The organism is Serratia ureilytica, assembly GCF_017309605.1.
Classification (GTDB): domain Bacteria; phylum Pseudomonadota; class Gammaproteobacteria; order Enterobacterales; family Enterobacteriaceae; genus Serratia; species Serratia ureilytica.
Genome location: NZ_CP071320.1, coordinates 4,187,164 through 4,214,011, shown reverse-complemented (window position 1 = coordinate 4,214,011; position 26,848 = coordinate 4,187,164). Strand labels below are relative to the sequence as shown.

Genomic DNA, 26,848 nt, shown 5'->3' with positions numbered 1-26,848 from the left:
TCTTTTATTGATGATTAAAAATAAAGCGACAGAAGATTTTTCTCTTTTATCAAAAATAAATTTGAAATCGTCAGTTGGGATGTGATTAGATTCTAATTATAAAATTAGCAAAAATAATTTCGTTTGGCGACGTAATCTTTGCTTTATCTTTTACATTTAAACTGAATAAGAATTAAAATAGTAGGGTTAACTATATAGATTTAATTCTCAGGTGTACAGAGTTAAAACTCTATTCCCCTATAGGGGAAACGCAAAATCTTCTTATCTGAATTCAGCGTCCATCAGTTTTGGACGACTAAATAATGTAAAAAAATGTAATGTAAATATTGCCAAATAAATTGTATCTGCTACACCTAATAAAAATGCAAAAAGGAGGATAGATGACAACTATAATAGGTATACATAAACTCACTATGGCATCGGGGGAGAGGCGTTGCATCATTTTTGATAATGAAAATAAAATCCCACTGTATTATCCAAATCTATATCTAACCATTCAATACAGAAACAGAGGTTGTTCCTTTTCAACTATAGAGTCAGTAGCTCTTAGCATTTCTTTGCTGTACAGATTTTTACGAGAGAACAATATTCCAATAGAGAATGATATTTTAGCGGGACAGTGTTTATCAAACTCAAAGATTGAGAGCCTGTCCATGTTTTTAATGAGGAAACGTTCAAATCATGAGCCTTTTGAGTCTATATCAACGAGAACACTGTATCACAGGCTAAACACTATTATCGGTTATTTCTCATGGCTGTCAGATACTATCCTCAGATTTGATTCATCAGAGCAAAGGGTAAGTGTTAACAGAATGGTTCGAACCATAAAACAAAGACTCCCTGTTAATAGTAAAAACAAAAATAAAAAATATGTTAATGATGGTCTGAGTTCAGATGTCCAGGATAAAATCCTTGATGTCATCAACCCACATTCAGCAAACAACCCTTTCGAACCCTATGTAAGGCAACGAAATGAGTTGATGATCCTTCTTTTATATCATCTTGGGGTTCGATGTGGCGAACTATTAAATATAAAGCTGGAAGACATCGATTTTCAAAAAAACAGGATTTTGATTACAAGAAGACCTGATGAGAAGGACGACCCAAGACTTAATCAACCATTGGTAAAGACCTACGGTAGAACACTATCGTTAGAAAGGGATTTAGCTCTCAAAATCCATGACTATATTTCTTTTGATCGCCACAAGGTTTCTCCCTCGAAAAAGGGCTATCTATTTCTGTCATACAAACCTGGTCCATCGAGAGGGCTACCTATTTCTAAATCGGGTTATCATAAAATTATAGCCCAGATAGCCTCATGCGATCCTCTACTTCATAGCTTAAAAGGACATCAGCTACGTCATACCTGGAACTATAACTTCTCAAACCTTATGGATTCCCTGTCAGTTAGTGAAGAAGAACAGGGTAAAATGAGGGAACAACAAATGGGCTGGAAAGAGAATTCTGGAACGTCTGCCATATACAATAAAAGATTTATTAGAGAAAAAACAGATGATGCCTCATTAAGGCTACAAGAACGCCTAAGCACTGCAAGGAGAAAAAATGATAATAACAAATAGAGAAGTTAAAAAAAATGAAGAACCTTTAATAGCTATTAATAGTGGTTATACTTTTCACAAGGAAGATAAAGTATGGATATTAGATAAGAATGTGAGGATTAACGTATCACTTGTTCTTAGTGTTCTGGATGAAAGTAGCCATCAAGGTTTTTTGGATACATTAGCTTGTTTTGCAACAACAAGGTCATCCTATTATACAAAAAGATTGTTTTCTGTATTTTATGATTATATAAAATCAACTAAGAATGGGGTGGCAACGGATGATTCCATCAGGAATTACCATCAGATAACACTATTAACTAAACCTGAGCATATAGCCAGCATAAGAACATTTCTTAAAAAATGGTTGAATTTAGGCTACCCCGGCATCTCAGAATGGCAAGTGGAGTATTTACATAATGGCATCCCCAAAAAAAGGCAACTTGGAGAAGCTGTAAGAGTAAGAGATCAGAGGAAGGGACCTCTCAGTGAAAATGAGGTGATAAACTTTAATGAAGGGGCGATGTGGTTATATGACGCTGGTGAGATAACACTCGATGAGTTGGCAATGGCACTGATAACATCATATACGGGGAGGCGAGCGATACAGACCTCACACTTAAAATTGAAAGATATCGTGAGTTTATTCCAGGATGTAGGTACTGATTATTTCATAAACTTCCCAAGGGCTAAACATAGTGGTGCTTTTCGCTCTGAATTCACGCCACTAAAGATAACCGAGGATCTGCATGACATCATAGTCATTTTGAGTGAAAAGAGCATTAGAGTCTTTGAGAGTTTTCTTGGTAGGGAAGTTAATACGCATGAAGTGAAAGAGATCCCTCTTTTTATAGATCCTAAATCATTTAATGAAAAGTTCTCTGATAAAAAATTGTTAGCTCTTCTGAAGAAGGATATTTTTCATATAAGGGCAAGAGATATCACTATGACAATAAAAAAGATAGCAAAAAAAATTGGGTTTCTGGATAGTGAGTCTACCATCCATGCGAGACGATTCAGGTATTCATTGGGCACAAGAGCGGCACAGGAAGGGTTTAGCGAGTATGTTATAGCAGCCTTGTTAGATCATCGTTCAATAATGTCTGTCGGTTTTTATGTGAAGAATATTCCCGAATATGCGGCGAGGATAGATGAAGTCATCACAGCAGGGATCATCCAATATGTAAATGCATTTAAGGGAAAGCTAATAGAGAAAGATTCTGGATATAAAAAAGTAAAGAATCATGATGGGGTAGATTCAGGAAATTGTGCTAACTGTAAAAGCTGTGGTGCTCCTGTTCCGGTCCCATGCTATACATGCATACACTTCCAGCCCTGGGTTGATGGACCTCACCAGAGTGTTCATGACTATCTGGTTAATGAGAGAAATCGAATAGCAACAATCACGAGTGATGTTAAAATTACGACATCATTAGACAGAACAATTAATGCAGTTGGAGAGGTTATTTTAAAATGTGATGAAATTAAAAAGAAGAGAGGCGATACATGTCAAAAGTAGTAAAAATGGAATCCTCCATAAAGGAAGGGTTTAAATCTAATTTAGCATCGTTAGTCAATAGGATGAAGGTTCAATTATCTCAAAACACAGACAATGATTGGGATTCAAATTTTTGGAGGTTTCAGGACAGAGGTATTAGATTTACTAAGTTATCCAGTGAGAATAGAAGGAAAAGCCAAAAAATTTTGGATGCAGATTTTCTTGATTTTGCCAAGTCTTACATGACTCATGAAATTATGTTCCGTAAAAGGAAAATAATTCACTGCCTGCTTGCATTGAGAGCAATTGAATTCATTTTGATAAAGAAATATTCTTGTTGTGATATTTCAAAAATAAACATACCTGTTTTTGATGAATCTCTATCTTTATTAGAGGAAAGATATAGTCTTGTTTATTGCTATGATATCGCTGCTCAGATAGCTAATTTGGCATTGTTTATATCAAAAAATAAGCTTACTCATTTTTCAAATATTCATTCATGGAAGAATCCATTGAAGATTAAACATGAAGACTTTATTTGCAATAAAGCTAAGCATAAAGGAAAACTTCCAGATGAAGTGGCTCTGAATGCTTTTGCAGAAATATTTAGTCAACCACTAACCAACAGGCGAGATATCTTTACCACATCGGTCATTGTGCTTTTGATGTCGGCACCATCAAGGATCTCTGAAACCTTAGCCTTACCAATGGATTGCCTGATGGCAGAAACCACCAAAAAGGGTGAAGTTAAACACGGCCTGAGATTCTGGGCGGGCAAAGGCTATTGTGCCGAAATCAAATGGATTCCAAGCGTTATGGTTCCTATTCTAGAAGTAGCAATCGAGAGGATTCTGTCTATCACAAAGGAAGCAAGGGCTTTTGCTAAGTTGCTGGAGTTAGATTTCAAAGGCTTTCATCATAGTTTAGGTAGATTGAGAAAACTTCCGGCTGACAGGATGCTGACATCAGAGCAGGTGGTTGAAATCCTGACTAACCAAAGGAAGCCAAGAAAAGACTGCACAGGAATGCTAAAAAGATTATCACTGATACATACAGATGGAGCATACTGTCTCAAGTCCCTTTGGGATGAGTTAAGAAGCAGACTTCCCCCTAACTTTCCCTGGTATGACAAAGCGAAGAACATAAAGTATAGTAATCTACTTTTCTTGATCTTTAAGGATAGCTTTCATCCAAAGAAAACAGACAATATTATTCAATTGTATATTCCAAAGAAAGGGTTCTTTATCCAAGATATATCACCCGAACGAGAAAATGTTAATATATTCGAGAGGTATGGCTATAAGAATAGTGATGGCAGTGCCATTCACTTTAACACCCACCAGATAAGGCACCTACTCAATACCATAGCGCAGAGGAACGGATTGTCTCAGTATGAAATTGCCAAATGGTCAGGAAGGGTGAATGTAAGTCAAAATCGAGTTTACAATCATGTAGAAGAAGAGGAGATTTTAGAAAAATATGAATCTTTGAAAGCACTGGCAAAGAGCAATGGAACGAGTAGCAAGATATCTAATCCTTCTTTAGAGAATAGTGAACATAAAGCAGGAGCTGCATTATTGTATCCTCAGACGCTTCACATAACAGAATTTGGATACTGCACCCATGATTTTGTCGTTTCACAGTGTGAAAAATTCAGAGACTGCGTGAACTGTTCAGATCAGGTTTGCATCAAAGGGCATACTGAAAACCTAACCAGGCTGAAAGAAAAACTATCCCATGTAAAAGGCTTGATTTATAAGGTTGCAGGAGAAAATAGTAGTGGTAGTCATGGGGATATAGATGAGAAGGACCAATGGCTGACCTTCCAGGTACAGACGAAAGAAAGGCTGACTGAGCTTATCCATATTCTGGAGGATACGGACATCCCTAATGGTTCGTTTGTCAGGCTATCGAACAAGAGCTTTACACATCTATCAAGGCTAACCAACGAGGAAAATTTACTAAACCATAAAGTGAGGGCTGAAAATGTCAAAAAAATTAACTAAAAAAGAGAAGACTATGATACTGGATACTATCTGGGGCTGGGATGATTCATCGATCACCTGGGAGCATCTTTGTGATGAATGCTCTACATTCCTCAAGTCTCGACCAAGCAGACAGGCTTTGTCTTATCATAAGGAGATAGCCGATGCTTTCAAAAGTAAGAAGAAAGGGATTGCCAACGATATGAACAGGTTTAAAAAACCATCAAGCCTTGGCAATGCATCCAAAATAATCTTTAATTTGGAATCAAGAATTAAAAGTCTTGAAGAAGAAAATAATAATCTTAAACAGAAGTTCATCTTATGGCAGTTTAATGCCTATAGATACGACATAAAAGAGCATCAATTAGATGAGCCATTACCTAAAATTGACCGTAGAAGAGATGATGGTCTGAGAAGATGAGCCTATGTTTAATAATTCTCCCATTGATAAGGGGTTTACCAATGGGGTGGGATTAGCGTTATTCATCAGAGATGCGATAGAGTGGTTATTGCCTCTATTTTTCTATTTGAGTAAATTTAACATTACGATCTGTAAATATATTTTTACTGTGCTATTGATTTTTAATTTAATACTGTTATTTATTGATTGTCAGGAAGACTTAACTTGCAAGGATGCATATTATGAAAAAAATAAATATTAATCTCATGGAAAGGTATCTTCTTCTGCTTGATCGATTCGTTGATAAACTTACGGAATCAGGCTTTGAAGAACAGGAAATTGTAGAGCAATCATACCTGTTTTGTGCCGGGTTTTACATTAAATACAAGCCTGAAATAGAAAAGCTAACGTTTTCAAACAGAGAAGTGGTATTGAACTTTCTACTCCTTTCTTACTATAGCTATATCAATAAAATCGACAATGACATGCTTGATAAAGGGAGAATGAGGGACGTATGTTCCTCACTGATTAATTTCATTATTAGTAATAGCAGCAGGACAGAGAAAGTCTATGCCCATGAGAGAAAAAAATATGAATCTTGGGTATTAAAAAGAGAGTTATCTATGAAGGATAAAAGGAAAAAGTATGGACTGTAGTTTTGTATGGTTATCATGGAGCCAAGCTAACTTATCGTTTGAATCCTAATATTACCATTCGTACATTATCACTCTGCCAATCTAATCAATACATAAAAAAGCACCCTTGCAGGTGCTTTTGGCGTTTTCCAGTGGTAATCTTTCATCAGCCCTTAAGAAGGCTATACCACCGATAATGTTGTTGGTGCTATAACAAAGTAATACGGAGTGCGTATGTTTTTCAAAAAACACTCCTTTACATTAAAAGTGATTCTTTTTATCGCTTTAATGTCAGTTAGTACATACGTGTATTAACTGTTAGGATAACGACCAGTGGCGCGAACCACTGGTTGTTATCAATTTACTATCTATGACGTACTTTATTTTGTTTGTCAAATATAATTAAGGTTATTTAGATGGTGCCATTGCTTTCCAGGTGCCATCTGCTTTGATGAATTTAAATTCCAGTGTTGATGCTCTGTTGCCTACAATTGGTAATTTTGCATCGAACTCTACAGAGCAGAGATAACTGCCATCACTTTCTTTATCCTTACAGGCAATTTTCTTGGAGGAATTCAGTGTGCCATGCATTTCGGTCATAAGATTTTGCATAGCTTGGTGGATATCGGCATCGGATGGTTCACTGTTGCAGCCTGTCAGCAACATGGAAGCTAATAATAGTAGCATGATTTTTTTCATTCTTGGTTTCCTTACTTTGCATCAGCATTTACGGTTAAGTCAAAAACGGTCATCCACTGCATCATTTGTTTTTTTAAGCTAATTAATCCCTTCTGATCTTTATAAGATCCCTCTTGAGGGAAGAATCGAATATGCCACTCAGGGTTTCTAATGTCTTTAACCTTGATAAAGAAGCCTGTGTCATTAATGTTTTCGCCAAGAATCTTATTGTTAATCAAGTTGGTTGTAGGGTTAAGACCTGAAGTGAGGATTTGACCACCTGCGCTAATGTTATATTCCCAGCTTTCAACATCGGAGAAAGCGTAGAGTTTTTCGTTTAACCCATCTTTTAAATAAAGCTGTTTTTTGGCTTTATCTAAACGCATCTCCTGATTATGGAATTTGTAGATAAATACACCATCTTCATTATCATTCAGGTAGCTAAAGCTGGAACCTCTGTTTTTATTTTTTAACCACGCGCCCCAGGCTGTGATCATCAACATTGCACAAACAAAAAACCACACAACCCAATACTCTGATAATGCTTTAGCACCAAATAAACATCCAACAAGAAACGGAAGAAGGATTGCTAACATTACACGCTTCATCATGAGATATCTCATACTTCAGTTCCTGTATGTTCGATACGTGGATAGAAAAATAGGCTAGTAAAATCAACCTATTATCCGATTTATGCATGAAAGTACATTTTGAACACTTCTAAGGACATAGCAAATTGCTTGTACCGATCGATTATTTATCAATTGATTGATGTTAGCTATCAATATAAATAAATTGATCGATTTTAACGATCATATATATGTAGAGAAATCAGGGAAGTAGGGGTTTATGGGCTTTATGGTGGGAGCTTTTTGGTTCCAAACTATCCGTTTTAGTCTGTTTCAGGCTTCTCAGGGACAGGTGAATCATGGACATGGAAAAGAACTTAGTTGGACCATTGAACGCTTTCAGAAATGGGATACGTATCGTTTTAAGTGCGCCAACAACACTCACCAGATAAGGAATGGTTGCGATCCAACGCATTGTCATGTTTGTGGGTTTTGTGGGGGCTATGCCAGGTCTTGGTAAGGGTAACCCTATCTCTGGGTAGATCTTTCCATCTGGATAGTCTTCCACTATAGATATGACAGCTTCGTTGCTGCGAGAAGTATCAGGTACAGGGATGACAGGTCTTTCCTCTCCAATGTTTGAGCTGGAATTCATCGATATCATTGGTTCCAGGTTCTTCCAACTATACTTTTTGCCAAGTTGGGAAGCTTTGAACACAACACCTTTGCATTCAAACGAAAATCCATTCATCTTGCCAGTTGAGGCGATATTGCTTTTCGCCGTAATCCCCATGCTATTCAGCTTTTCAACGAAGTCATCAATTGCTATAGGATTTAGCGTTATCGAATCTATAGCCCTCTGGATGATGGATTTAGGACATGGTTCACCAGTTCTCTCCTCTAACATAGCCTCATTACGTGATTTTTTACGTTTGGCAGGTGAGGAAGAAGGTTTCATAGCATCAGTTCCTTTAGTTCTTGTTAGCTGGTAGTCCTTTTCAAGTTCCTGGATGATACGTGTGCTGATAAGGTTCTCATTTTTACCTAAGTAGAGCTTCCCGGATGTAGCATCTATGCGACTTGCTACTATGTGAATATGTTGGCCATCTTTATCATCATGAAGCACGTATGCACGTAGATGCGTTTCAGAGAAGCCCATACGCTTCATATAGTCATCGGCTAACAGCTTCCATCGTTGTATAGGTAGACTCTCACCAGCAGGCAGACGCAGAGAATTGTGCCATACAGGTTTACTGACATCGGATCGTAGGAACTTCGTAGCGTTGAACTCTGCACTTAGTGCTTCTGCGAAGCTTTCTATGACATTGCCACCGACTACATACGGATCTGACTTGTGGTGCGAAGCAGGTTTTAATAAATAAGAAATTAGCCCGTTAAAGGTTTTTCCTCTTTTGATCTTTTGCATCCCTTTCATGCAACCTACCTGACAGATGCGGCCGAAGATGTAAGACAGAAGCGAAGCTCTGATATCTGACGCTTAACTGCAAAGATCTCCGTTTTTGTTAATGTGCTTCCATCACTTTTACTTTCAAGATGACTTACCAGGATGTTCAGCTTCTGAGAGATTTCAGACAATGATTTCCATGCTTCTATATTTATTGGGGGAACTATTGGTGGAAACTTGTCAAGTGAAGCTAATCGAAGCCATTCTCCCTTGCTTGTTTCGCCACGCTTGGTGTTGAGAAGCTGCAATTCATCATTATTTAGCCTGACGCTAACACAATGTGTTCTTAGCAAATTCTCTGATAACTTACTTTTATTTATATAATTGAATGTTTTATCCATACGAACTCCTTTCATATGTTAGTTATCTGCATAATTCTTATGCTATATATATTCTATTTGTGATAAATGTCAATAAAACAGCGAAGCTATGAGGTTGATAGAAAATAAATATTTTGATGGGGCAGTTTTTCTTTTTCAACCGAAGGGCGAAAAAGCAAGGTCAACTTGAGAAGCGTAGCTTCGATAAGTTAGCCCTTGCTTGTTGAATGTTTTCTCTCTGCATGTTTACTATAAAAATTGATTTAAATATAAACTTATAAGCTTTCAATATTATATTTTTTGAAGGTTAAAAACGCATCAACAAAGTTATCTTAGAGATATATAACCTGTCGGTATATAAAATCTCATGATGACATGTAAATGTTATATCGGTTGTATTTCAACTTATCATTAAGGATGGCAAAAAGTAAGCATTACGGTATGCTATTGTCAATGGGATTTGTCCGCTATTAGTTGGTGGTGGTATAGCTATGAAACTATTGCAGTGGAAATAATTAGCATTATTAAGATATCTACCCTTACATATCTTTAAGGGTAGTAGTGTCGTATTATCATGCTATATAAGGATTATTGGAATGAGTAAGCTTAATATAAGGGCAGTAAGAAGTTATCGTAGTGATAAATCAGTCATATTAGATCTTTCGAAGAGAATAAATTTAGTCTATGGCCAGAATGGCTCTGGTAAATCAACGATATCTGGTTATTTTTATAAGTCAGATGATGAAGCTTATAAGAATTGCTCTTTTGAATGTAATGATGAATATAAGTTTATTGTCTACAATAGCCAGTTTGTGGAGGATTCATTTTATAATAAATCTGAACAGCCAGGTATTTTCACCTTGAGTCAAGAAAATAAAGAAGTAATGGAGGCAATAGAATTAAATAATGGAAAAATAGCAAGTCTGAAGAAAAAATTATCAAGTATAAGTTCAGAACTTGAAAAAAAAGAAGAAATGATAGATAAAGTTAAGGATAGTTATCAGACTGATATATGGAATAAAACTGCACATATTAGGAAGAAAGATGGCGGTTTAGGAGAACTGATGGTTGGTTTTTTACAAAAAGCAACTTTCTTTCAACGAGTCAGTCAGCAAATAGATATGGAGGATACTGACACCTTAAATTTAACTTTTGAGTATGGGAAGCTTAAGGATAATAAAAATACTACATATGATACCATTGTTATGCCTCCCATTCCGAAGCTTTCTGATGAGCAAATAAATATATTATCATTATCTTTGACTGCTTCTGGTGATAGCTATTTATCAGTACTTATTGATAAGCTCGGAAATGCTGATTGGATAAGAACTGGTTTAGAATATATTGAAGATGAACATTGCCCTTTCTGTCAAGAAAAAACAATAAATGAACGCTTTAAATCTGAAGTAAAGAAAATATTTGATGATTCGTATGATCAAACTATTCATGAAATAACTAAAATATATACCACATATAAAGAAGCAACACACAATTATGTCGATGCGATAAAAGCATCTGTGTCATCAAATAGTTATATCACCGATAAAAATGAAATTTTTAACATTGTTGATGATTGCAATGTCATTTTTCAGTCCAATCTAAAATCTATACAAGAAAAGTTAGATAAGCCTTCTCAATGTATAGACTTTGTTATTGAAAATCCAAGTTTAGATATCCTTATTCAAAAGATAGAAAATTATAACTCTGAAATACATGAGATTAATTTAAAGGTTAATAATTATGATGTCAGTGTCAATGAACTTAAAACAAAGTTATGGCGTGCAATAAGATTTATTTGTAATGACCTTATAGAAACTTATGGCAAACAACTTTTAGACCTAAATGCTGAAAGGGAAAGTATTCTTTCAAAAAACAGGGGGGTTTTAGACGATATAGAGAAATTAAGCTCTGAGGTCATTAGTTTGAGCCAGAAGGTATCAAATATAGACGAGACAATACGTAAAATAAATAGAACACTTAAATCGCTTGGTATTGTTCATTTTAAGCTAAAGAAAAAAGAGGAAAGTGATTTTTTCCAGATTTGCAGAGATAATGGTATTGAAAATAATATTTATAAAACACTTAGTGAAGGTGAAAAAACCTTAATTACATTCCTTTATTTTCTTGAGTTGTGTGATGGTCGGTTGGGTTCTGAGACAAACAGCTCTAAAGAAAAGTTAATTGTTATAGATGATCCTATATCAAGTCTATCGCATGACTATATTTATGAGATATCATCTCTGATCCATCATCGATTAATTAAAAAAAATGAGAACACTAAAATTGTTATCCTCACGCACAATTTGTTTTTCTTCCAAGAATTAATAAAAGTTGCTCCGACTAAGAAAGATTTATTTGATAAGAAATACCAACTTTACCGTGTTATTAAAGATCAGTATAGTGATATATTAACTATAAACAGAGATGAGATAAAGAATGAATATGAAGCTCTGTGGATGGTTTTAAAAGATGTTAAACAAGGAAAGCTTAATCCTATAGTATTGCCAAATATTATGAGGAATATTCTTGAATATTATTTCTCATTCTCTTGTAAAATGGAAAAGTTGAGTGAGGAACTTGATAATCTTGTTAGCTCTGAAACTGACATAAATTATAAAACTTTTTATCGTTATATAAATAGAGGTTCACATTCAGATTCAATTAATATAAGTAATTTAGGTCAGATTTCAGCTAATAAATATTTGGAAATGTTCGAGGGTATATTTAAAAAGACTAATGATGAAAAGCATTTCAATAAAATGTTAGGATTAGAAATTGAGGAGGTTGTTTAGTAGAGGTAAGTGGTTACCACTGAGGCCACTCTGAATCGAATCAACGATGTGGCAGGGAGCGAGTGTGCTGGCACACCGTTTCCCATTGCCCATTTCGGAAACGATCATACTGGCGAACCAGCACAACTTTTTCACGAGTCATGGCTTTTAACTCCATCTTTTCTCAGTAAACTACTGATAGCCTTCACACCCCATGTGCAAAGCAAGCATACTATGGGAGTCTGTTAGCAGGAGAGAGTGCCTCAGCGGTTAAAGTATATTATCAGCAAAAAAATGTTATTCAATGTTTATCAGTGTGAACTTCAGACAAAATGATCTCATTGAGATAGTCTGAACTCTTTTTTGTGATGTACGACTTATAGCCAATCATTTACCGAATCGGTGTCTAATGCCATCAGTGATTTACATGTTATAAATGTAGCTCATGAGTAAACCAATGAGATGTGTTTTATTTGTTTTTCTAGATATATCAGTCAGTTGTGTTTTTTGTAAAGGTACTGCTGCATCATCGGCGTGTGCGAATCGAGTTTATCGGTGCTATTCATGCGATTATTTTTCCAATCCATTGAATGTAAAGGGAACTGTGATTTTCATTGTCGTCATTCGCTATCACATTGTTTCAGCAGGCGTCGCCCCACTCAGCGCTTGGCGGGCGGCGCAAATCAAATCATCAAAACGCCAAACGGCGCACTCAAACCTGAGGTTTGCACAGACGCTTATACTAGCCCAGCGGGCAATCGGCTGTCACAGGTAAAAATGGGAAGCGCTGCGCAAGGCGGGTTTGTAACGCGGTGAGATTGTTGTTCGCCTGCGGGCAACAACGCAAGTGGCCGCCCGGAGTGGTGGTGAAGCTATTGCTCGGGAGTGAGAGGCAAGGGAATGAAGTCCTGTACATTCCTTGATATAATGTCTTCAGCAAATTTGCGAACAGAGGTTGTCATGAGTAACAGCAAAAAAGTGCAGGTGGGTTATGCTAAGCCGTCCCGTACGGACATTGTGCGTTCCGTGGCGACATCAACGGCGGTTGAAACAGGTCAACCCTCAGCCAGAGTTGAAGCTTCTTTAGAAGAAGCGCGTAAAAAATTTGCTCATTTACGCCTTGCCTAATACCTTCTTAGTGCTTGACTGACCCAGTGTTTCATCGGTTCGTAGTTCATGTTCATACCTGAGTGAATCGCTGAGATATATTGGGCTCTGTTTTGTTCCCAGCTTTGATAATCCAACGATTTATGCCCGCCCTGAACCGCCATCACATCGGCCAACAGCCGTGACAAACGGCCATTCCCTTCTCTGAAGGGATGTATGAGTATCAGTTCAACATGGATTATTGCAATCGCTTCTATCAGCTGTTCTTCGCTCATGGCTGAGCAAGGTGTGTAACGAGCCAGGTATTCCACCTCGAAATCGTCCAGTAGTTTGGGCAATCGCGTCGAAGGGGCAAACATAAAGCCCCCTTTGCTGATATTGACAGTTCTTGCTTGTCCAGCCCATGCATAGATATTGCCTAACCAGCGGCGATGCCAGCCCTTGATCATCTCGACGGTGATTTTCCCTAACGGAAAATGCTGTTCGAAAACGGAATGGTAGAGCTGTTCCAGCAATACCAATTCGGCATCGTCGAGTTCATTGCTATCGGCAATACCCAGCTTGTTGGCTAGAACTTGCTCGCCGGATTCTTTCTCATATTGGCCTTCGCTGCTGGAAACATGGTATCGGCTCATGCTTACGCTCGGTAAATGAGGCGGGAGATAAGGCAAGTATAATCAGCGATACGCGGCGGAACAATTTAATTAAAATCAGGTTGTTAAGTTAGGATTAATCATAAGTATGATTAATGGCATCGAAGTAAATAGTTTCAATTTATTGGATGTTAACGATACAACGCGAGTGGCCGCCCGCTGAGGCGGCGTAGAGGTTATTGCGCGGCGGTGAGAGGCAAGGGCAGTTGATAGATGCGGAAGCTGTCGGGCACTTCGGTTTCATGGCCGGGCAGCAGGCGGTGGCGGATGCGCGACTCGCTGACGAAGGCGCAGCCTTGTGGGGTGATAGTCAGGTTGACCGGCGACTCCATGCCTTCGCGCAAAACCTCAATCCGATGCATGCCGGTCGCTTTTGGCAACGCGATCCGCAGGATCCGCCCTTGGCCGCTCTGGATCCCGTTCTCCAGCACGATCAATGCGCCGTCCGGCGCCAATCCCATTCCGTCCGGGTTTTCAATCAGGCGCGGCAGCTGCATTTCCGTCAGCTGCGGCTTTGGATCGTGATAGCTGAGAGTGTAAAGCTTACCGGTGCCGAAATTGGCGACAGCCATCAGCCGATCGTCGAGCAGCACGATCCCGGCGGCGCCCAGCCCGCTCGGAGCCGCCAACCGCGCATCCTGAAACAGCGTACTGAATGCCGCTTCGCCCGGCCGCAAGCGCAGGATGCCGCCGCCTCGGGTTTCTGTCACGTACACCGTACCGTCTGTGCCGAGCACGATATCGTTGCCCATTTCCCCCGTCGGCAGCGCCAGGCTGCGGTTGAGCGTGCCATCGGCGACGTTCAGCGCATAGATGCGGTTGGCGCGCGATTTGCCGCCGGAAAGGAAGTCCGGCGAATTGCCCCACAGCAACCCGCGCCGTTCGTCCAGCCGCAGCGCGTTTGAGGCGAACACCGTGTCAGCGCCAGGGAAAAAGGTTTCCCACGCTTTACCCGGCCGCTTGCGCAGCACGTTGCCGCTGGTGATCAGGCCGACATACAGCGTGCCGTCCGCCGCGCGGGCGATGCCGTTGGGATAAAGCGCGCCGGGCGGCAGCGTCATGCTGCTTTCGGCGCAGTGGGTATTGGCGGCGGCCTGCGCCGGAGTGGTCAGGGGGAGTGCGGCGGCGAGGGTGAACAACGCTGCTCGCGCGGTAAGCGCATATGACATGTCTTCTCTCCTGGAATGACGGAAAAGGGGCTACCAGCGATCGGGGCGGGCAGTGTGCGCCATCGGCGCCTCCAGCGCGGCCACGTCTTGCGGCGATAAGCTGAGATTAAGCGCCGCTAGCGCATCCTGTAGATGGTGCGGCTTGGACATGCCCACCAGCGGTGACGCCACGCCGGGTTTGGCCAGCAGCCAGGCCAGCGCGATCTGCGCCGGTGGAACGCCGCGCGTGGCCGCCACCTCCGCTACCGCTGCGACGGTGCGTTCTACTTCGTTTCTGCCGCCGTACCAACGGGGCGCCTGTTCGTCGGTGGCGGCGCGCAGCGTGCCGGCGTTGCCGGAACCGGCCAGCACGCCGCGGGCCAGCGGCGACCAGGGCGTCAGGCTGAGCCCCTCCTCCAGACACAGCGGGATCAGCTCCTCTTCATCTTCACGCGTCACCAGGTTGTATTGGCTTTGCAGCGAAATAAACGGCGCCAGGCGGTGCTGACGCTGAAAGGCCAGCATTTTCATCAGGCGCCAGGCGTGCAGCGAGGAGGCGCCGAGATAGCGGATCTTGCCCGCCCGTACCAGGCCGTCGAGGGTGTCGGCGGTTTCTTCGATCGGCGTTTCGGTGTCGAAGCGGTGCAGTACAAACAGATCGAGGTAATCCGTCCCCAACCGCTGCAAAGAGGCGTCGACGCTGTGCAGCAGGTGCTTGCGCGACAGCCCTCGGCTGTTCGGCTGCGCGTCCATCGGAAAGTAGGCCTTGGTGGCGATCACCACGTCTTCGCGGCGGGCGAACGCCTTCAGGGCGCGGCCGAGAATGCGCTCGCTTTCTCCGCCGGAGTAAATGTTGGCGGTATCGAAAAAATTGATGCCCGCTTCCAGCGCTTCGCGGATAAAGGGGCGCGCTTCATCTTCCTTCAGCACCCAGGGGCGCCAGGCCGGATCGCCATAGGTCATGCAGCCCAGGCAGAGACGAGACACTTTCAGGCCGCTGTCGCCAAGCCGAACGTAGTTCATGGCATCGTCTCCTCAGCGCATGCCGGCGATGGTGTAACCGCCGTCCACCAGCAGGCTTTGGCCGGTGATGAAGCGGGCCTCGTCCGTCGCCAACCACAGCGCCACATCGCCGATGTCTTCCGATTCGCCCAGGCGGCCGGCGGGCGTATGGGCGATAAAGGGCGCGAACGCCGCGCTGTCGGCTACGCTGCCGCGCGCCATCGGCGTGTCGATGATGCCGGGGTTGATGTTGTTGACGCGGATGCCCTGGCCGCTGTATTCGAGCGCCACCGCGCGGATCATCGCATCGAGCGCCCCTTTGCTGGCGGAGTAGCTGGATGAGCCGGCCAGCGCGCCGTGGGTCAGCCAGGAGGAGGTGTTGATGATCACGCCGCCCGACCGCTGAGCCAGGAAGGTTTCAATCTCGTATTTCATCGCCAGCCAGACGCCTCTGAGGTTAATGGCAATCACCCGGTCAAAATCCTCGCTGCTCTGTTCGGTGATGGGGGCGAAGTTGCCGATGATGCCGGCGTTGTTGAAAGCGACGTCGAGCCGGCCGTAGTGGGCGGTCACCGCGGCGAGTAGCCGGCGGATATCGTCTTCTTGGGAGACGTCGGTCACGATGGGCAGGGCATCGCCGCCAGCCAGCGCGATATCGCGCGCCGTGGCTTCGATCTCCGCCGCGCGCCGGCCGGCCAGCGCCACGTTGGCGCCTTCGCGGGCATATGCCAGCGCGGCGGAGCGGCCGATGCCGGTGCCGCCGCCGCTCACCAGTACGACTTTGCCCGCCAGACGGCGCGGCGTTTCATGGGTTGGAGCTGTAGCATTAATCATCGCATCGATACCTGGTAATGGGTTCGATCGCAATGCTATGTTGTTAGATGACGGATAACTATCCGCTAAAAATTCATCTCACTATTAGATAATTTATATCAATAGCATGAAGAAACCCGAACTGTCCGGCCTGGCGGCCTTCGTGGCTATCGCCAGTGAACGCAGCTTCCGCCGCGCCGCCGCCCGATTGGGCGTGACGCCGCCGACGCTGACCCACACCCTGCGCGAACTTGAAGCGCAGGTGGGCATTCGCCTGCTGAACCGCACCACCCGTAACGTCTCGCCGACGGAGGCCGGAGAGCATCTGCTGGCGCAGCTGGTGCCGGCTTTTACCGACATCGACGCCGCGCTGGAGAGCCTGAATGCGTTTCGCGAAGGGCCACGCGGCCTGGTGCGTATCAACGCGCCGCGTTCGGCGATCGATCTCGCCATCGTGCCGCATCTGGGACGGCTGGCCAGCGAATACCCCGGCATTACGCTGGAAGTGGTGGCGGACGAGGGGTTCGCCAACATCGTCGAGCAGGGCTTTGACGCCGGCATCCGGCTCGGCGAGGATCTGCACAACGATATGCGCGCGGTGCGCCTGACGCCGGATCTGCGTTTTGCCATCGTCGCCACGCCGGATTACTTTCAACGGCACGGTGAACCGACGCATCCGCAGGATTTACTGCAGCATCGCTGCATCGGTTGGCGCAAGGCCTCTTCGGGCGAGCGCTACAAATGGGCTTTTCAGCAGGGGGAGCAGCGATTTTCCGTGGCGGTCAACAGCCCGTTGATACTCGATGATGGCAGGATGATGGTGCAGGCGGCGCTGGCGAACGTCGGCATCGCTTTTGCCATCGAGCAGGAGGTGGAAGAATATCTGGCGAGCGGGCGGCTGCGGCGGGTGCTGGCCGATTGGTGCGCGCCGTTTCCCGGTTTTTACCTCTATTACCCCAACCGCAGAAACCATTCCGTGGCGCTGGCCACGGTGATTGAGTTGCTGCGTCTGCCCACGTAATCCTCTTCACCTGCCATCGCGTTCAGATGGCAGCAGGCGAATCAAGCTTGAACTATTTTTATTCCCTCGCCGTTTGTTCAGACGCAAATAAACCCTTAAATTCTCAGCGAGTTTATAACTTGCTGTTTATAATTGTTATTTGATTATTTATTACGAATATTCTGAGTTTTTATCGGTTATTTGAGAGCCCGGTCACACTATTTTTTTGTGCGAAATGTGAAGAGGGTCAATCCATCAGGTCAATGAGAGACGGTTCTGTCTCCTTCTGGCTTACCGATCCTTTTTTCATGCTCCGTATACTGTCTGTAACCAGGGCAACGTGACGGAAATTTTCATAAGGAATGTGCGTGAAGAAATCGTGATTGCATCTGGCATACAAATAACACCGGGTTTTTTTGATTATCTGAGGTGCTTGGTATGGAAAAGAAAAAAATCTATCTGTTTTGTTCTGCCGGTATGTCCACTTCCCTGTTGGTATCAAAAATGAAGGCACAGGCCGAAAAATATGAAGTACCGGTGATCATCGCCGCCTATCCGGAAGCGCTGGCCGCGGAGAAGGGGGTTGAAGCGGATCTGATCCTGCTGGGGCCGCAGATCGCCTACACCCTGCCGGAAGTGCAGAAACAGTTGCCCAATAAACCTGTTGAAGTCATCGATCCGCTGCTGTACGGCAAGGTCGATGGGCTGGGCGTGCTGAAGGCCGCGGTGGCCGCCATCAAGAAAGCCAACCAATAACAGGAGGCCGCCGTGAATACCCTCATTGCCTCGCTCGAGAAGGTTATCCTGCCTTTCGCCGTAAAAATCGGTAAGCAGCCCCACGTCAACGCCATCAAAAACGGCTTTATCCGCCTGATGCCGCTGACCTTGACCGGGGCGATGTTCGTGTTGATCAACAACGTGTTCCTGAGCTTTGGCGAGGGATCGTTCTTCTATTCGCTGGGCGTGCGATTGGACGCCTCCACCATCGAGACGCTCAATAGCCTGAAGAGTATTGGCGGCAGCGTTTACAACGGTACGTTGGGGATCATGTCCCTGATGACGCCGTTCTTTATCAGCATGGCGCTGGCCGAAGAGCGCAAGGTCGATCCCCTGGCCTCGGCGTTGCTGGCGGTGGCGGCCTTCATGACCGTCACGCCGTTCAACGTCGGCGAGGCCTATGCGGTGGGCGCCAATTGGCTGGGCGGCGCCAACATCATTTCCGGTATGGTGATCGGGCTGGCGGTGGCTGAGATGTTTGCCTTCATCGTGCGGCGCAACTGGGTGATCAGCCTGCCGGACAGCGTGCCGGCTTCGGTGTCGCGCTCCTTCTCGGCGCTGATCCCTGGCTTCATCATCCTCTCCATCATGGGGCTGGTGGCGTTCGCGCTGGCGCACTGGGGCACCAACTTCCACCAGATCATCATGGACGGCATTTCGGCGCCGCTGGCCAAGATGGGCAGCGTAGTGGGCTGGGTATACGTGCTTTTCTCTTCGCTGCTGTGGTTCTTTGGGGTACACGGTTCCATGGCGCTGGCGGCGCTGGACAGCGGCATCATGACGCCTTTCGCGCTGGAAAACGTGGAGCTGTACAATAAATACGGTTCGGTCGAGGCGGCGGTGGCCGCCGGCAAAGAGTTCCACATGTGGGCGAAACCGTTCGTCGACTCTTATATTTACCTCGGCGGCACCGGTTCGACGCTGGGCCTGATCATCGCCATCTTCATCGCCTCGCGCCGCGAAGATTACCGCCAGGTCGCCAAACTGGCGACGCCATCCGGCATTTTCCAGATCAACGAACCTATCCTGTTCGGTTTGCCGGTGATCATGAACCCGGTGATGTTTATTCCGTTCATCCTGGTGCAGCCGGTGCTGACCCTCATCACCTCGCTGGCTTACTACTCCGGGCTGATCCCGCCGATCACTAACATCGCGCCCTGGACCATGCCGGTCGGCCTGGGAGCGTTCTTCAACACCAACGGCAGCATCATGGCCCTGTTGCTGAGCTTGTTCAACCTGGCGGTCGCCACCGTGATTTATCTGCCGTTCGTGGCGATTTCCAACAAGGCGCAAAGCCAGATCGATGCGGCGACGGAAAGCGAAGAAGACATCGCCAAGGCGCTGAAATTCTAACTGTGGAACGGGGCGGCGCGGTCGCCCCGCGAGGGACGCAAATATGGAATATCAATTTGCCGACGGGTTTTGGTGGGGCAGCGCCACCTCCGCGCCGCAGTCTGAAGGGGCGGCCGCGCGCGATGGCAAGAGCCGCAACATCTTTGACTATTGGTACGAGATCGCGCCCGAGCGCTTTCACGATCGGGTGGGGCCGGCCGAGGCCTCGACCTTTTATGACCATTTCCGCACCGATATCGGGCTGCTCAAAACGCTGGGCCACAATACCTTCAGAACCTCGATCTCGTGGTCACGGCTGATCCCGGACGGCGACGGCGAGGTGAACCCGCAGGCGGCGGCATTCTACAACGCGATGATCGATGAGCTGTTGGCGCAGGGCATCACCCCGTTTATCAATCTCTACCACTTCGATATGCCGCTGTGCATGCAGCAGCGCGGCGGCTGGGAAAGCCGGGCGGTGATCGACGCCTATGCGCGTTACTCCGACATCTGCTTCGGCCTGTTTGGCGATCGGGTTACCCACTGGTTCACCTTCAACGAGCCGATCGTGCCGGTAGAGGCCGGTTACCTGAATGACTTGCACTACCCTTGCGTGGTGGACTTCAAACGGGCGGTCACCGTGGCGTATCACAGCGTGCTGGCGCACGCCATGGCGGTGCAGCGTTTCAGAGCGCGGGGGCTGCCGGGGAGCATCGGCATCATTTTGAACCTGAGCCCAACCTATCCGCGCTCCGACGCGCCGGAGGATCTGCAGGCCGCACACGACGCCGATCTGTTGCTCAATCGCAGCTTTCTCGACCCGGTCGCCAAAGGGCGTTATCCGGCGGCGTTGCTGCATCTATTGGCGCAGCATGGGCTGATGCCTTACTGCGAACCGCAGGACGCGCAATTGATCGAAGGCGGCGTGGTGGATATCCTCGGCGTCAACTACTACCAGCCGCGCAGGGTACAGGCGAAAGAGGGGCGCCGCGCCGGGGAGCCGATCGCGCTGCCGGAGGACTTGTTCAGTTACTATGCAATGCCGGGCCGCAAAATCAATCCGCATCGCGGCTGGGAGATCTATGAGAAGGGGCTGTACGACATTCTGATGGATCTGAAAGAGAACTACGGCAATCTGCCTTGTTATATTTCCGAAAATGGCATGGGCGTTGAGGGCGAAGAGGCGTTTATCGGCGCCGATGGGCGGGTGGAGGACGATTACCGCATCGAGTTTATTCGCGATCACCTGAAGTGGCTGCACCGCGCGCTGGCGGAAGGCTCGCAGTGCAAGGGCTATCATCTGTGGACCTTTATCGACTGCTGGTCCTGGCTGAACGCCTACAAGAATCGTTATGGGCTGGTGCGGCTGGATCGGGCGGAGCAGCGGCGCACCATCAAAAAAAGCGGCTACTGGTTTGCCGAGGCGGCCAGACGCAACGGATTTGACTAACGGGAGGCCGGCGCCGTGTCCGATAACCGAATTTCGCTGAGTGCGAACGACGTGAAGCTGATTCGCGAGCAGGATTTCTTTAACTGCAAAGACTTTCACCTGTTCATCTACAACAAGGTGGAAAGCGCCACCGGGCTGCATCAGCACGACTATTACGAATTCACCATCGTGCTGAGCGGCAAATGCTATCAGGAGATCAACGGCAAGCGGGTGCTGCTGGAACGCGGGGATTTCGTCTTTATCCCCATCGGCTCCTACCACCAGAGCTTTTACGAGTTCGGCGCGACGAAAATCTTCAACGTGGCGGTCAGCAAAGCGTTTTTTGAAGAGCACTATTTGCAGCAACTGCCGCGCTGCTTTGTCGCCTCGCAGGCCTACAGCCTGAGAAGCGAGTTTTTGGCCTATATCGAATCGGTGGTGAGTTCGCCGCAGTTTCGCGAGGACGATTTCGCCGAATTCCTCGAAACGCTGACCTTCTACGTGATCAGCCGCATTCGTCACTATAAAGAAGACACCGACGGCGGTGATGATATCCCGCAGTGGCTGAAGAACACCCTCGCCGGCATGCATGACAAGGCGATGTTCGGCGAAAGGGCGCTGGCGAACATGGTGGCGCTGTCGGGGAAAACTCAGGAGTACCTGACCCGGGCGATGCGGCGCTACTACCAGAAGACGCCGATGCAGGTGATCAATGAGATCCGCATCAACTTCGCCAAGACGCAGCTGGAGGTCACCAACTATTCGGTCTCCGACATCGCCTTTGATTCCGGCTATGGCGACGTCAGCCTGTTCATTAAAAACTTCAAGCGGCTCACCGACGTGACCCCAGGCAACTACCGAAAAAAGTGTTACGGCCCTCTTTAGGGCCGCTCCCGATCAGTATCAACGCCGATATGCCGATGAGCTTCAGGGCGCCGGTCGGTTAATCATTTGATTTTTATCTTAGCGAAGGGGAATGCCGCACCGGTCGGTCGGCCCTCCCTTGCCAAAAATTCATCCCGCGGGAGCCACTATGGAAAAACTACTGATCGTGAATGCCGACGATTTCGGTCTGAGCAAAGGACAGAACTATGGCGTTATCGAGGCGTATCAGCATGGCGTCGTTTCCTCCACCACGGCGATGGTGAACGGCGGTGGCGCGGAGCATGCTGCAGCGCTCAGCCGACAATATCCCGGATTGCCGATCGGGCTGCACTTCGTTTTGACCCATGGCAGGCCGCTGGGCGCCATGCCTTCGCTGGTCAACGAGCGCGGCGAACTGGGCAAATGGCTGTGGCGCCGCGCCGAGGCCGGCGAGCTGCCGCTGGACGAGATTCAGGAAGAGCTGCAGCGCCAGTTCGCGCGGTTCGTGACGCTGTTCGGCAGGCCGCCGACGCACATTGACAGCCACCACCATGTGCATATGCAGCCGCAGATTTATCCGCTGGTGGAGGCGTTCGCGCTGGCGCATGATCTGCCGCTGCGCATCGATCGCGAAGAGGCGAAACGGCGCGACATTGCGTTGCAGACTCCCTGCAGCACCGACGCGTTTGACGCGGGATTCTACGGTGAAATGATTTCCGAAGCCTTGTTCTTGCAGCGGTTGGCGCGCGCCGACGAGCAGGGCGCCGAGTCATTGGAAATGATGTGCCACCCGGCCTTCCTCGACGCGACGATCCTGCAGAGCCAATACTGCCATCCGCGCCTCGCCGAGCTGGATGTGTTGACCGCGGCGACGCTGAAAGCGGCGATCGCCGAACGCGGTTTTCTGCTGGGCTCTTTCCGGGATCTGTAACGCAGCCATTTACAGCATGGCGTGCGCCTTTTTCAGACCGGTGTCTTCTTCCGGATCCGCCCCCTGAGCTGAGGGTTCCGCTTCCTGTTCTTCGGGCTGCGGCTCCTCGACATCGGGCGCCGCTTCCGGCGGCGGCATGGTGTCGTGAATGATCTGCTCATCGAAGGTTGGATTGAGCGCCGGCGACAGCGGCGAGCTGGCGAGGCTGTCCGGCAGCGCAATATGCGGCACCGGCGCGTCCTGCGCCAGCTGCGGTTCCTCTGCTTTGGCCGTCCGGCTCAGGGCTGCCAGCAGCACGCCGCACAGGGCGAAGAAGGCGTACAGAATATTGCCGCCAAGCGGCTCGATCAGCGCGCCGACCGCCAACGGCCCGATGCTGGCACCGACGCCGAACGCCATCAGCAGACAGGCGGCCAGCGAGACGCGGCGCTCCGGCTCGATCAGATCGTTGGCCAGCGCCACCGCCAGCGGGTAGAGCGTAAACTGCAGCATGCTGACGACGAATCCTACCGCCAGCAGCAGCGGAAAATCGATGTGCGGCAGCAGCGCCAGCGGCAGCGCCGCCACGATCAGCAGAATGGCGTTGAGGCGCATCAGCAAGGGGCGGTTATAGCGATCCGACAGCCAACTGAGCGGGAATTGCGCCACCAGCCCGGCGAAGATGGAGAGCGCCATGAACAGGCCGGTTTGCTGAGTGGTTAAGGACTGCAGGCTGGCGTAGACCGGCGCCAGCCCGTAAAACGAGCCCACGACCATGCCGATCACCAGCGTGGTGGCCAGCACCTTGGGAATGGCGCCGACAAAATAACGCAGTTCCATCGGCGCCGGCGACATGTGGCGCGCATTGGTGCGGGTAGTCAGAGCGATCGGCACCAGACAGAGCGCGAAGCACAGCGCGATCACCAGCAGCGTGGCGATGCCCAGATTGCTTTGCAGCATCAGCACGATCTGGCCCAGCGACATGCCGAGATAGGTCGCCGCCATATAGAAGCCGAACACCATGCCGCGCTGGTTGGATTCCGCCTGGTCGTTCAACCAGCTCTCCAGCACCATGTACTGACACATCATGCATAGGCCGATCACCAGGCGCAGCGCGACCCAGGCGGGAATGAACTCCGTCAGGCCGTGGCCCAGCACCGCGGCGGTGATGATGCCGGCGCAGGCCACGTAGGCGCGGATATGCCCGACGCGGGCGATGAGAAAGTGGCCGACCTTGCCGCCGATCACCAGCCCGATGTAGTTGGCGGCGATGATGGCGCCGATCAGCGCGCTGCTGACGTGAATGGAGGTCAGCCGCAGCGAGACGTAGGTAGTGAGCAGGCCTGAGCCCAACAGCAGCAGCAGGGTGGTGGTGTACAACGGCAAAAATACGCCCAACGTTTTTTTCACTCTGTCATCCTAATCTCTTCTGGTGCGCCCTGAGGCCGCTGCCGCAGCATGCCGCCTCCGTGATGTTCCTTGTGCTGGTGCGCCGCCGCTCGATGGGGCGCTTCTTTTGATACTAGCAGCTTGGCCGGGCGCTTAAAACCGCACCTCCTGCGAGGCGCTGCGCATTTCTGCGCGCCAGCCGCCGCGCCGCCTTGATAAATGTTACTATCGGGCGCATATACCTGAATTCGCGAGGGAGGGGTTATGAGTCAAAACCAATTGCGCCGGCTCAGCGTGCTGGCAGGGGAAAAACTGAAGGCGCAGGGCCGCTGGATCACCTGCGCGGAATCCTGCACCGGCGGCGGCATCGCCAAGGCCATTACCGATGTCGCGGGCAGCTCCGCCTATTTCGATCGCGGATTCGTGACCTACAGCAATGCGGCGAAGCATGACCTGCTGGGAGTGAGTGAAGCGACGTTGGCGGCGCATGGCGCGGTCAGCGAAGAGGTGGTGCGCGAGATGGCCATAGGGGCGCTGCGGGCGGCGCAGGCCGATCTGGCGCTGTCGGTGAGCGGCATCGCCGGCCCGGACGGCGGCAGCGCGGAAAAGCCGGTCGGCACCGTGTGGTTCGGCTTCGCCAGCAGCGATGGCCGGGGGCTGTCGCGCAAGATGCAATTCGAGGGCGACCGCGATGCGGTACGGCTGCAGGCGACGATTTTCGCGCTGCAAACCGCCATCGACGAATTTTTGTAAATTAGGCTTGATACTGTATGACCATACAGTATAATTAGTGACATTTCCTGCACAACATACATTCAGTGGCAGTGTGGGGTAACACCGGCATTGCGAAACGAAGGAGCAAAAATGGCTATTGATGAGAACAAGCAAAAGGCGTTAGCTGCGGCACTGGGCCAGATTGAGAAACAGTTCGGCAAAGGCTCCATCATGCGCCTGGGTGAAGACCGCTCCATGGACGTGGAAACCATCTCCACCGGCTCACTGTCACTCGATATCGCTCTGGGCGCCGGCGGCCTGCCGATGGGCCGCATCGTCGAAATCTACGGCCCGGAATCGTCCGGTAAAACCACCCTGACGCTGCAGGTGATCGCCGCCGCGCAGCGCGAAGGCAAAACCTGTGCGTTCATCGATGCCGAGCACGCGCTGGATCCTATCTATGCGAAGAAGCTGGGCGTCGATATCGACAACCTGCTGTGCTCCCAGCCGGACACCGGCGAGCAGGCTCTGGAAATCTGTGATGCGCTGACCCGTTCCGGCGCGGTTGACGTCATCATCGTCGATTCCGTGGCGGCGTTGACGCCGAAGGCGGAAATCGAAGGTGAAATCGGCGATTCGCACATGGGGTTGGCGGCGCGCATGATGAGCCAGGCGATGCGTAAGCTGGCCGGCAACCTGAAAAATGCCAATACCCTGCTGATCTTCATCAACCAGATCCGTATGAAAATTGGTGTGATGTTCGGCAACCCGGAAACCACTACCGGTGGTAACGCTCTGAAGTTCTATGCTTCGGTGCGTCTGGATATCCGTCGTATCGGCGCCATCAAAGAGGGCGACGAAGTGGTGGGCAGCGAAACCCGCGTGAAAGTGGTGAAAAACAAAATCGCTGCGCCGTTCAAACAGGCTGAGTTCCAAATCATGTACGGCGAAGGCATCAACAGCCGTGGCGAGCTGGTCGATCTGGGCGTGAAGCACAAGATGATCGAAAAAGCCGGCGCCTGGTACAGCTATAACGGCGAGAAGATCGGTCAGGGCAAGGCGAACGCCTGTAACTTCCTGAAAGAAAACCCGGCTATCGCCGCCGAGCTGGATAAGAAACTGCGCGACCTGCTGCTGCACAGCGGCGGTGAGCTGGTGGCTGCCTCCGGTGACGACTTCGAAGATGACGAAGCGGAAACCAGCGAGCAGTTTTAATCGCTGAAGATGTGCGCCGCCGTTTATGTGGTGCACATCCCCTGAATTCAGGCTTGAATGATGAATGACTTGCTAAGCCGCGCCATGCGCCTGCTGTCGCAACGCGATCATAGTGAAGCTGAACTGCGCCGCAAACTTGCGGCGCAGCCGTTTGTGGCGAAAGCCCGGTTTGGCGGCAAGGGGCCGCATGCGCCGACATCGTCGCCGCCGGTAGCCGAAGAACCGGTAGATCCCGCGCTGATCGATCAGGTTATCGTCTACTGTTACCAGCACAACTGGCTGGACGATAAGCGTTTCGCCCACAGCTACATCGGCAGCCGCAGCCGCAAAGGTTATGGCGCGCAGCGCATCCGCAGCGAACTGATGCAAAAGGGCGTGGATAAAGCGCTGGTGCAGGACGCGTTGGCGGAATGCGATATCGACTGGTGCGAACAGGCGAAACAGGTGGCGCAGCGAAAATTTGGCGATACGTTGCCAACCGACTGGAAAGAGAAAGCCAAAGTGCAGCGTTATCTGCTCTATCGCGGCTTCTTCCAAGAAGAAATTCAGTCAATTTACCGTGATTTTGCGCAATGAGCGCACACGGGGTTTTACTTCCCTCTGAAGAAAATTTAT

25 protein-coding genes are annotated in these 26,848 nt (G+C 48.4%); 16 read left to right on the top strand and 9 right to left on the bottom strand.

Going from position 1 to position 26,848, the window contains the following annotated elements; all coding sequences use genetic code 11:
* The first annotated feature begins 380 nt into the window (after nucleotides 1-380).
* The 5 genes from J0X03_RS20005 to J0X03_RS19985 all read left to right on the top strand — a co-directional run bounded on the left by J0X03_RS20005 (nucleotide 381) and on the right by J0X03_RS19985 (nucleotide 6,098).
* Nucleotides 381-1,580, top strand: a complete 1,200-nt coding sequence (locus tag J0X03_RS20005) for a tyrosine-type recombinase/integrase (RefSeq protein ID WP_160203978.1) — start codon at nucleotides 381-383, stop codon at nucleotides 1,578-1,580.
* Nucleotides 1,564-3,078: a site-specific integrase gene (locus tag J0X03_RS20000; RefSeq protein ID WP_102011737.1), complete on the top strand. Its 1,515-nt coding sequence runs from the start codon at nucleotides 1,564-1,566 to the stop codon at nucleotides 3,076-3,078. Before J0X03_RS20005 ends, J0X03_RS20000 begins: the two co-directional genes overlap by 17 nt.
* Nucleotides 3,066-5,063 (top strand): hypothetical protein, encoded by a 1,998-nt coding sequence (locus J0X03_RS19995; RefSeq protein WP_160203979.1) that lies wholly within the window; start codon nucleotides 3,066-3,068, stop codon nucleotides 5,061-5,063. The genes J0X03_RS20000 and J0X03_RS19995 overlap by 13 nt, the downstream gene beginning before the upstream one ends.
* A complete protein-coding gene (locus J0X03_RS19990; protein ID WP_105577148.1) occupies nucleotides 5,044-5,463 on the top strand; it encodes a hypothetical protein in 420 nt (139 codons plus the stop codon). Before J0X03_RS19995 ends, J0X03_RS19990 begins: the two co-directional genes overlap by 20 nt.
* Before the next feature lie 221 nt (nucleotides 5,464-5,684).
* Nucleotides 5,685-6,098, top strand: a complete 414-nt coding sequence (locus J0X03_RS19985; RefSeq protein ID WP_102011740.1) for a hypothetical protein — start codon at nucleotides 5,685-5,687, stop codon at nucleotides 6,096-6,098.
* 387 nt (nucleotides 6,099-6,485) lie between these two features.
* Here the strand turns inward: J0X03_RS19985 and J0X03_RS19980 are convergent, their stop codons facing one another.
* From J0X03_RS19980 to J0X03_RS19965, 4 genes are all read right to left on the bottom strand, one after another.
* On the bottom strand, nucleotides 6,486-6,776 hold the full coding sequence (locus J0X03_RS19980; protein WP_160203980.1) for a hypothetical protein: 291 nt from the start codon (nucleotides 6,774-6,776) through the stop codon (nucleotides 6,486-6,488).
* 11 nt (nucleotides 6,777-6,787) lie between these two features.
* Nucleotides 6,788-7,366 carry a DUF4755 domain-containing protein gene (locus tag J0X03_RS19975; RefSeq protein WP_230358668.1) on the bottom strand — a complete coding sequence of 193 codons (579 nt, stop codon included), beginning with the start codon at nucleotides 7,364-7,366 and terminating at the stop codon, nucleotides 6,788-6,790.
* A gap of 220 nt (nucleotides 7,367-7,586) precedes the next feature.
* Complete coding sequence (locus tag J0X03_RS19970; protein WP_160203981.1) at nucleotides 7,587-8,759, bottom strand: relaxase/mobilization nuclease domain-containing protein; 1,173 nt, start codon at nucleotides 8,757-8,759, stop codon at nucleotides 7,587-7,589.
* A 5-nt stretch (nucleotides 8,760-8,764) separates the two neighbouring features.
* Entirely contained in the window at nucleotides 8,765-9,130 is a 366-nt protein-coding gene (locus tag J0X03_RS19965) for a hypothetical protein (protein WP_160203982.1), read from the bottom strand.
* Between the two features lie 575 nt (nucleotides 9,131-9,705).
* On the opposite strand from J0X03_RS19965, the gene J0X03_RS19960 reads away from it, so the two are divergent.
* Nucleotides 9,706-11,901, top strand: coding sequence for an AAA family ATPase (locus J0X03_RS19960; RefSeq protein ID WP_160203983.1), 2,196 nt, complete (start codon nucleotides 9,706-9,708; stop codon nucleotides 11,899-11,901).
* 939 nt (nucleotides 11,902-12,840) lie between these two features.
* Nucleotides 12,841-13,008, top strand: a complete 168-nt coding sequence (locus J0X03_RS19955; protein WP_164489250.1) for a hypothetical protein — start codon at nucleotides 12,841-12,843, stop codon at nucleotides 13,006-13,008.
* Here the strand turns inward: J0X03_RS19955 and J0X03_RS19950 are convergent.
* The 4 genes from J0X03_RS19950 to J0X03_RS19935 form a co-directional block, all read right to left on the bottom strand.
* A complete protein-coding gene (locus tag J0X03_RS19950; protein ID WP_047572624.1) occupies nucleotides 13,005-13,622 on the bottom strand; it encodes a Fic/DOC family protein in 618 nt (205 codons plus the stop codon). The two genes, J0X03_RS19955 and J0X03_RS19950, sit on opposite strands and share 4 nt — an antisense overlap.
* A gap of 194 nt (nucleotides 13,623-13,816) precedes the next feature.
* Nucleotides 13,817-14,809 carry a Vgb family protein gene (locus J0X03_RS19945; RefSeq protein WP_230358669.1) on the bottom strand — a complete coding sequence of 331 codons (993 nt, stop codon included), beginning with the start codon at nucleotides 14,807-14,809 and terminating at the stop codon, nucleotides 13,817-13,819.
* Nucleotides 14,810-14,839: 30 nt separating this feature from the next.
* Nucleotides 14,840-15,811, bottom strand: a complete 972-nt coding sequence (locus J0X03_RS19940) for an aldo/keto reductase (RefSeq protein WP_122004202.1) — start codon at nucleotides 15,809-15,811, stop codon at nucleotides 14,840-14,842.
* A gap of 12 nt (nucleotides 15,812-15,823) precedes the next feature.
* Nucleotides 15,824-16,561, bottom strand: a complete 738-nt coding sequence (locus tag J0X03_RS19935; RefSeq protein ID WP_322101210.1) for an SDR family NAD(P)-dependent oxidoreductase — start codon at nucleotides 16,559-16,561, stop codon at nucleotides 15,824-15,826.
* 169 nt (nucleotides 16,562-16,730) lie between these two features.
* Here J0X03_RS19935 and J0X03_RS19930 point away from each other — a divergent pair, with 169 nt between their 5' ends.
* From J0X03_RS19930 to chbG, 6 genes are all read left to right on the top strand, one after another.
* The gene (locus tag J0X03_RS19930) at nucleotides 16,731-17,624 is read left to right on the top strand and encodes a LysR family transcriptional regulator (protein ID WP_042783708.1); all 894 of its coding nucleotides are present in this window, start codon (nucleotides 16,731-16,733) and stop codon (nucleotides 17,622-17,624) included.
* A gap of 417 nt (nucleotides 17,625-18,041) precedes the next feature.
* Nucleotides 18,042-18,359, top strand: coding sequence for a PTS sugar transporter subunit IIB (locus J0X03_RS19925; protein WP_004932561.1), 318 nt, complete (start codon nucleotides 18,042-18,044; stop codon nucleotides 18,357-18,359).
* Between the two features lie 12 nt (nucleotides 18,360-18,371).
* Nucleotides 18,372-19,733 (top strand): PTS N,N'-diacetylchitobiose transporter subunit IIC, encoded by a 1,362-nt coding sequence (chbC, locus tag J0X03_RS19920; protein WP_033641899.1) that lies wholly within the window; start codon nucleotides 18,372-18,374, stop codon nucleotides 19,731-19,733.
* A 43-nt stretch (nucleotides 19,734-19,776) separates the two neighbouring features.
* Entirely contained in the window at nucleotides 19,777-21,162 is a 1,386-nt protein-coding gene (locus J0X03_RS19915) for a glycoside hydrolase family 1 protein (protein ID WP_101453528.1), read from the top strand.
* A gap of 15 nt (nucleotides 21,163-21,177) precedes the next feature.
* Complete coding sequence (gene chbR, locus J0X03_RS19910; RefSeq protein ID WP_004932550.1) at nucleotides 21,178-22,026, top strand: transcriptional regulator ChbR; 849 nt, start codon at nucleotides 21,178-21,180, stop codon at nucleotides 22,024-22,026.
* Between the two features lie 148 nt (nucleotides 22,027-22,174).
* Complete coding sequence (gene chbG, locus J0X03_RS19905; protein WP_160203984.1) at nucleotides 22,175-22,936, top strand: chitin disaccharide deacetylase; 762 nt, start codon at nucleotides 22,175-22,177, stop codon at nucleotides 22,934-22,936.
* Between the two features lie 9 nt (nucleotides 22,937-22,945).
* On the opposite strand, the gene J0X03_RS19900 is transcribed toward chbG, so the two are convergent.
* The gene (locus J0X03_RS19900; RefSeq protein WP_033641904.1) at nucleotides 22,946-24,325 is read right to left on the bottom strand and encodes an MFS transporter; all 1,380 of its coding nucleotides are present in this window, start codon (nucleotides 24,323-24,325) and stop codon (nucleotides 22,946-22,948) included.
* A gap of 243 nt (nucleotides 24,326-24,568) precedes the next feature.
* Between J0X03_RS19900 and pncC the strand changes: the two genes are divergently transcribed.
* The 3 genes from pncC (at nucleotide 24,569) to recX (ending at nucleotide 26,809) form a co-directional block, all read left to right on the top strand.
* The gene (gene pncC, locus J0X03_RS19895; RefSeq protein WP_033641905.1) at nucleotides 24,569-25,057 is read left to right on the top strand and encodes a nicotinamide-nucleotide amidase; all 489 of its coding nucleotides are present in this window, start codon (nucleotides 24,569-24,571) and stop codon (nucleotides 25,055-25,057) included.
* A 111-nt stretch (nucleotides 25,058-25,168) separates the two neighbouring features.
* Nucleotides 25,169-26,233, top strand: a complete 1,065-nt coding sequence (gene recA, locus J0X03_RS19890; RefSeq protein ID WP_004932541.1) for a recombinase RecA — start codon at nucleotides 25,169-25,171, stop codon at nucleotides 26,231-26,233.
* Nucleotides 26,234-26,293: 60 nt separating this feature from the next.
* Nucleotides 26,294-26,809: a recombination regulator RecX gene (recX, locus tag J0X03_RS19885; RefSeq protein WP_160203985.1), complete on the top strand. Its 516-nt coding sequence runs from the start codon at nucleotides 26,294-26,296 to the stop codon at nucleotides 26,807-26,809.
* Nucleotides 26,810-26,848: the final 39 nt, after the last annotated feature.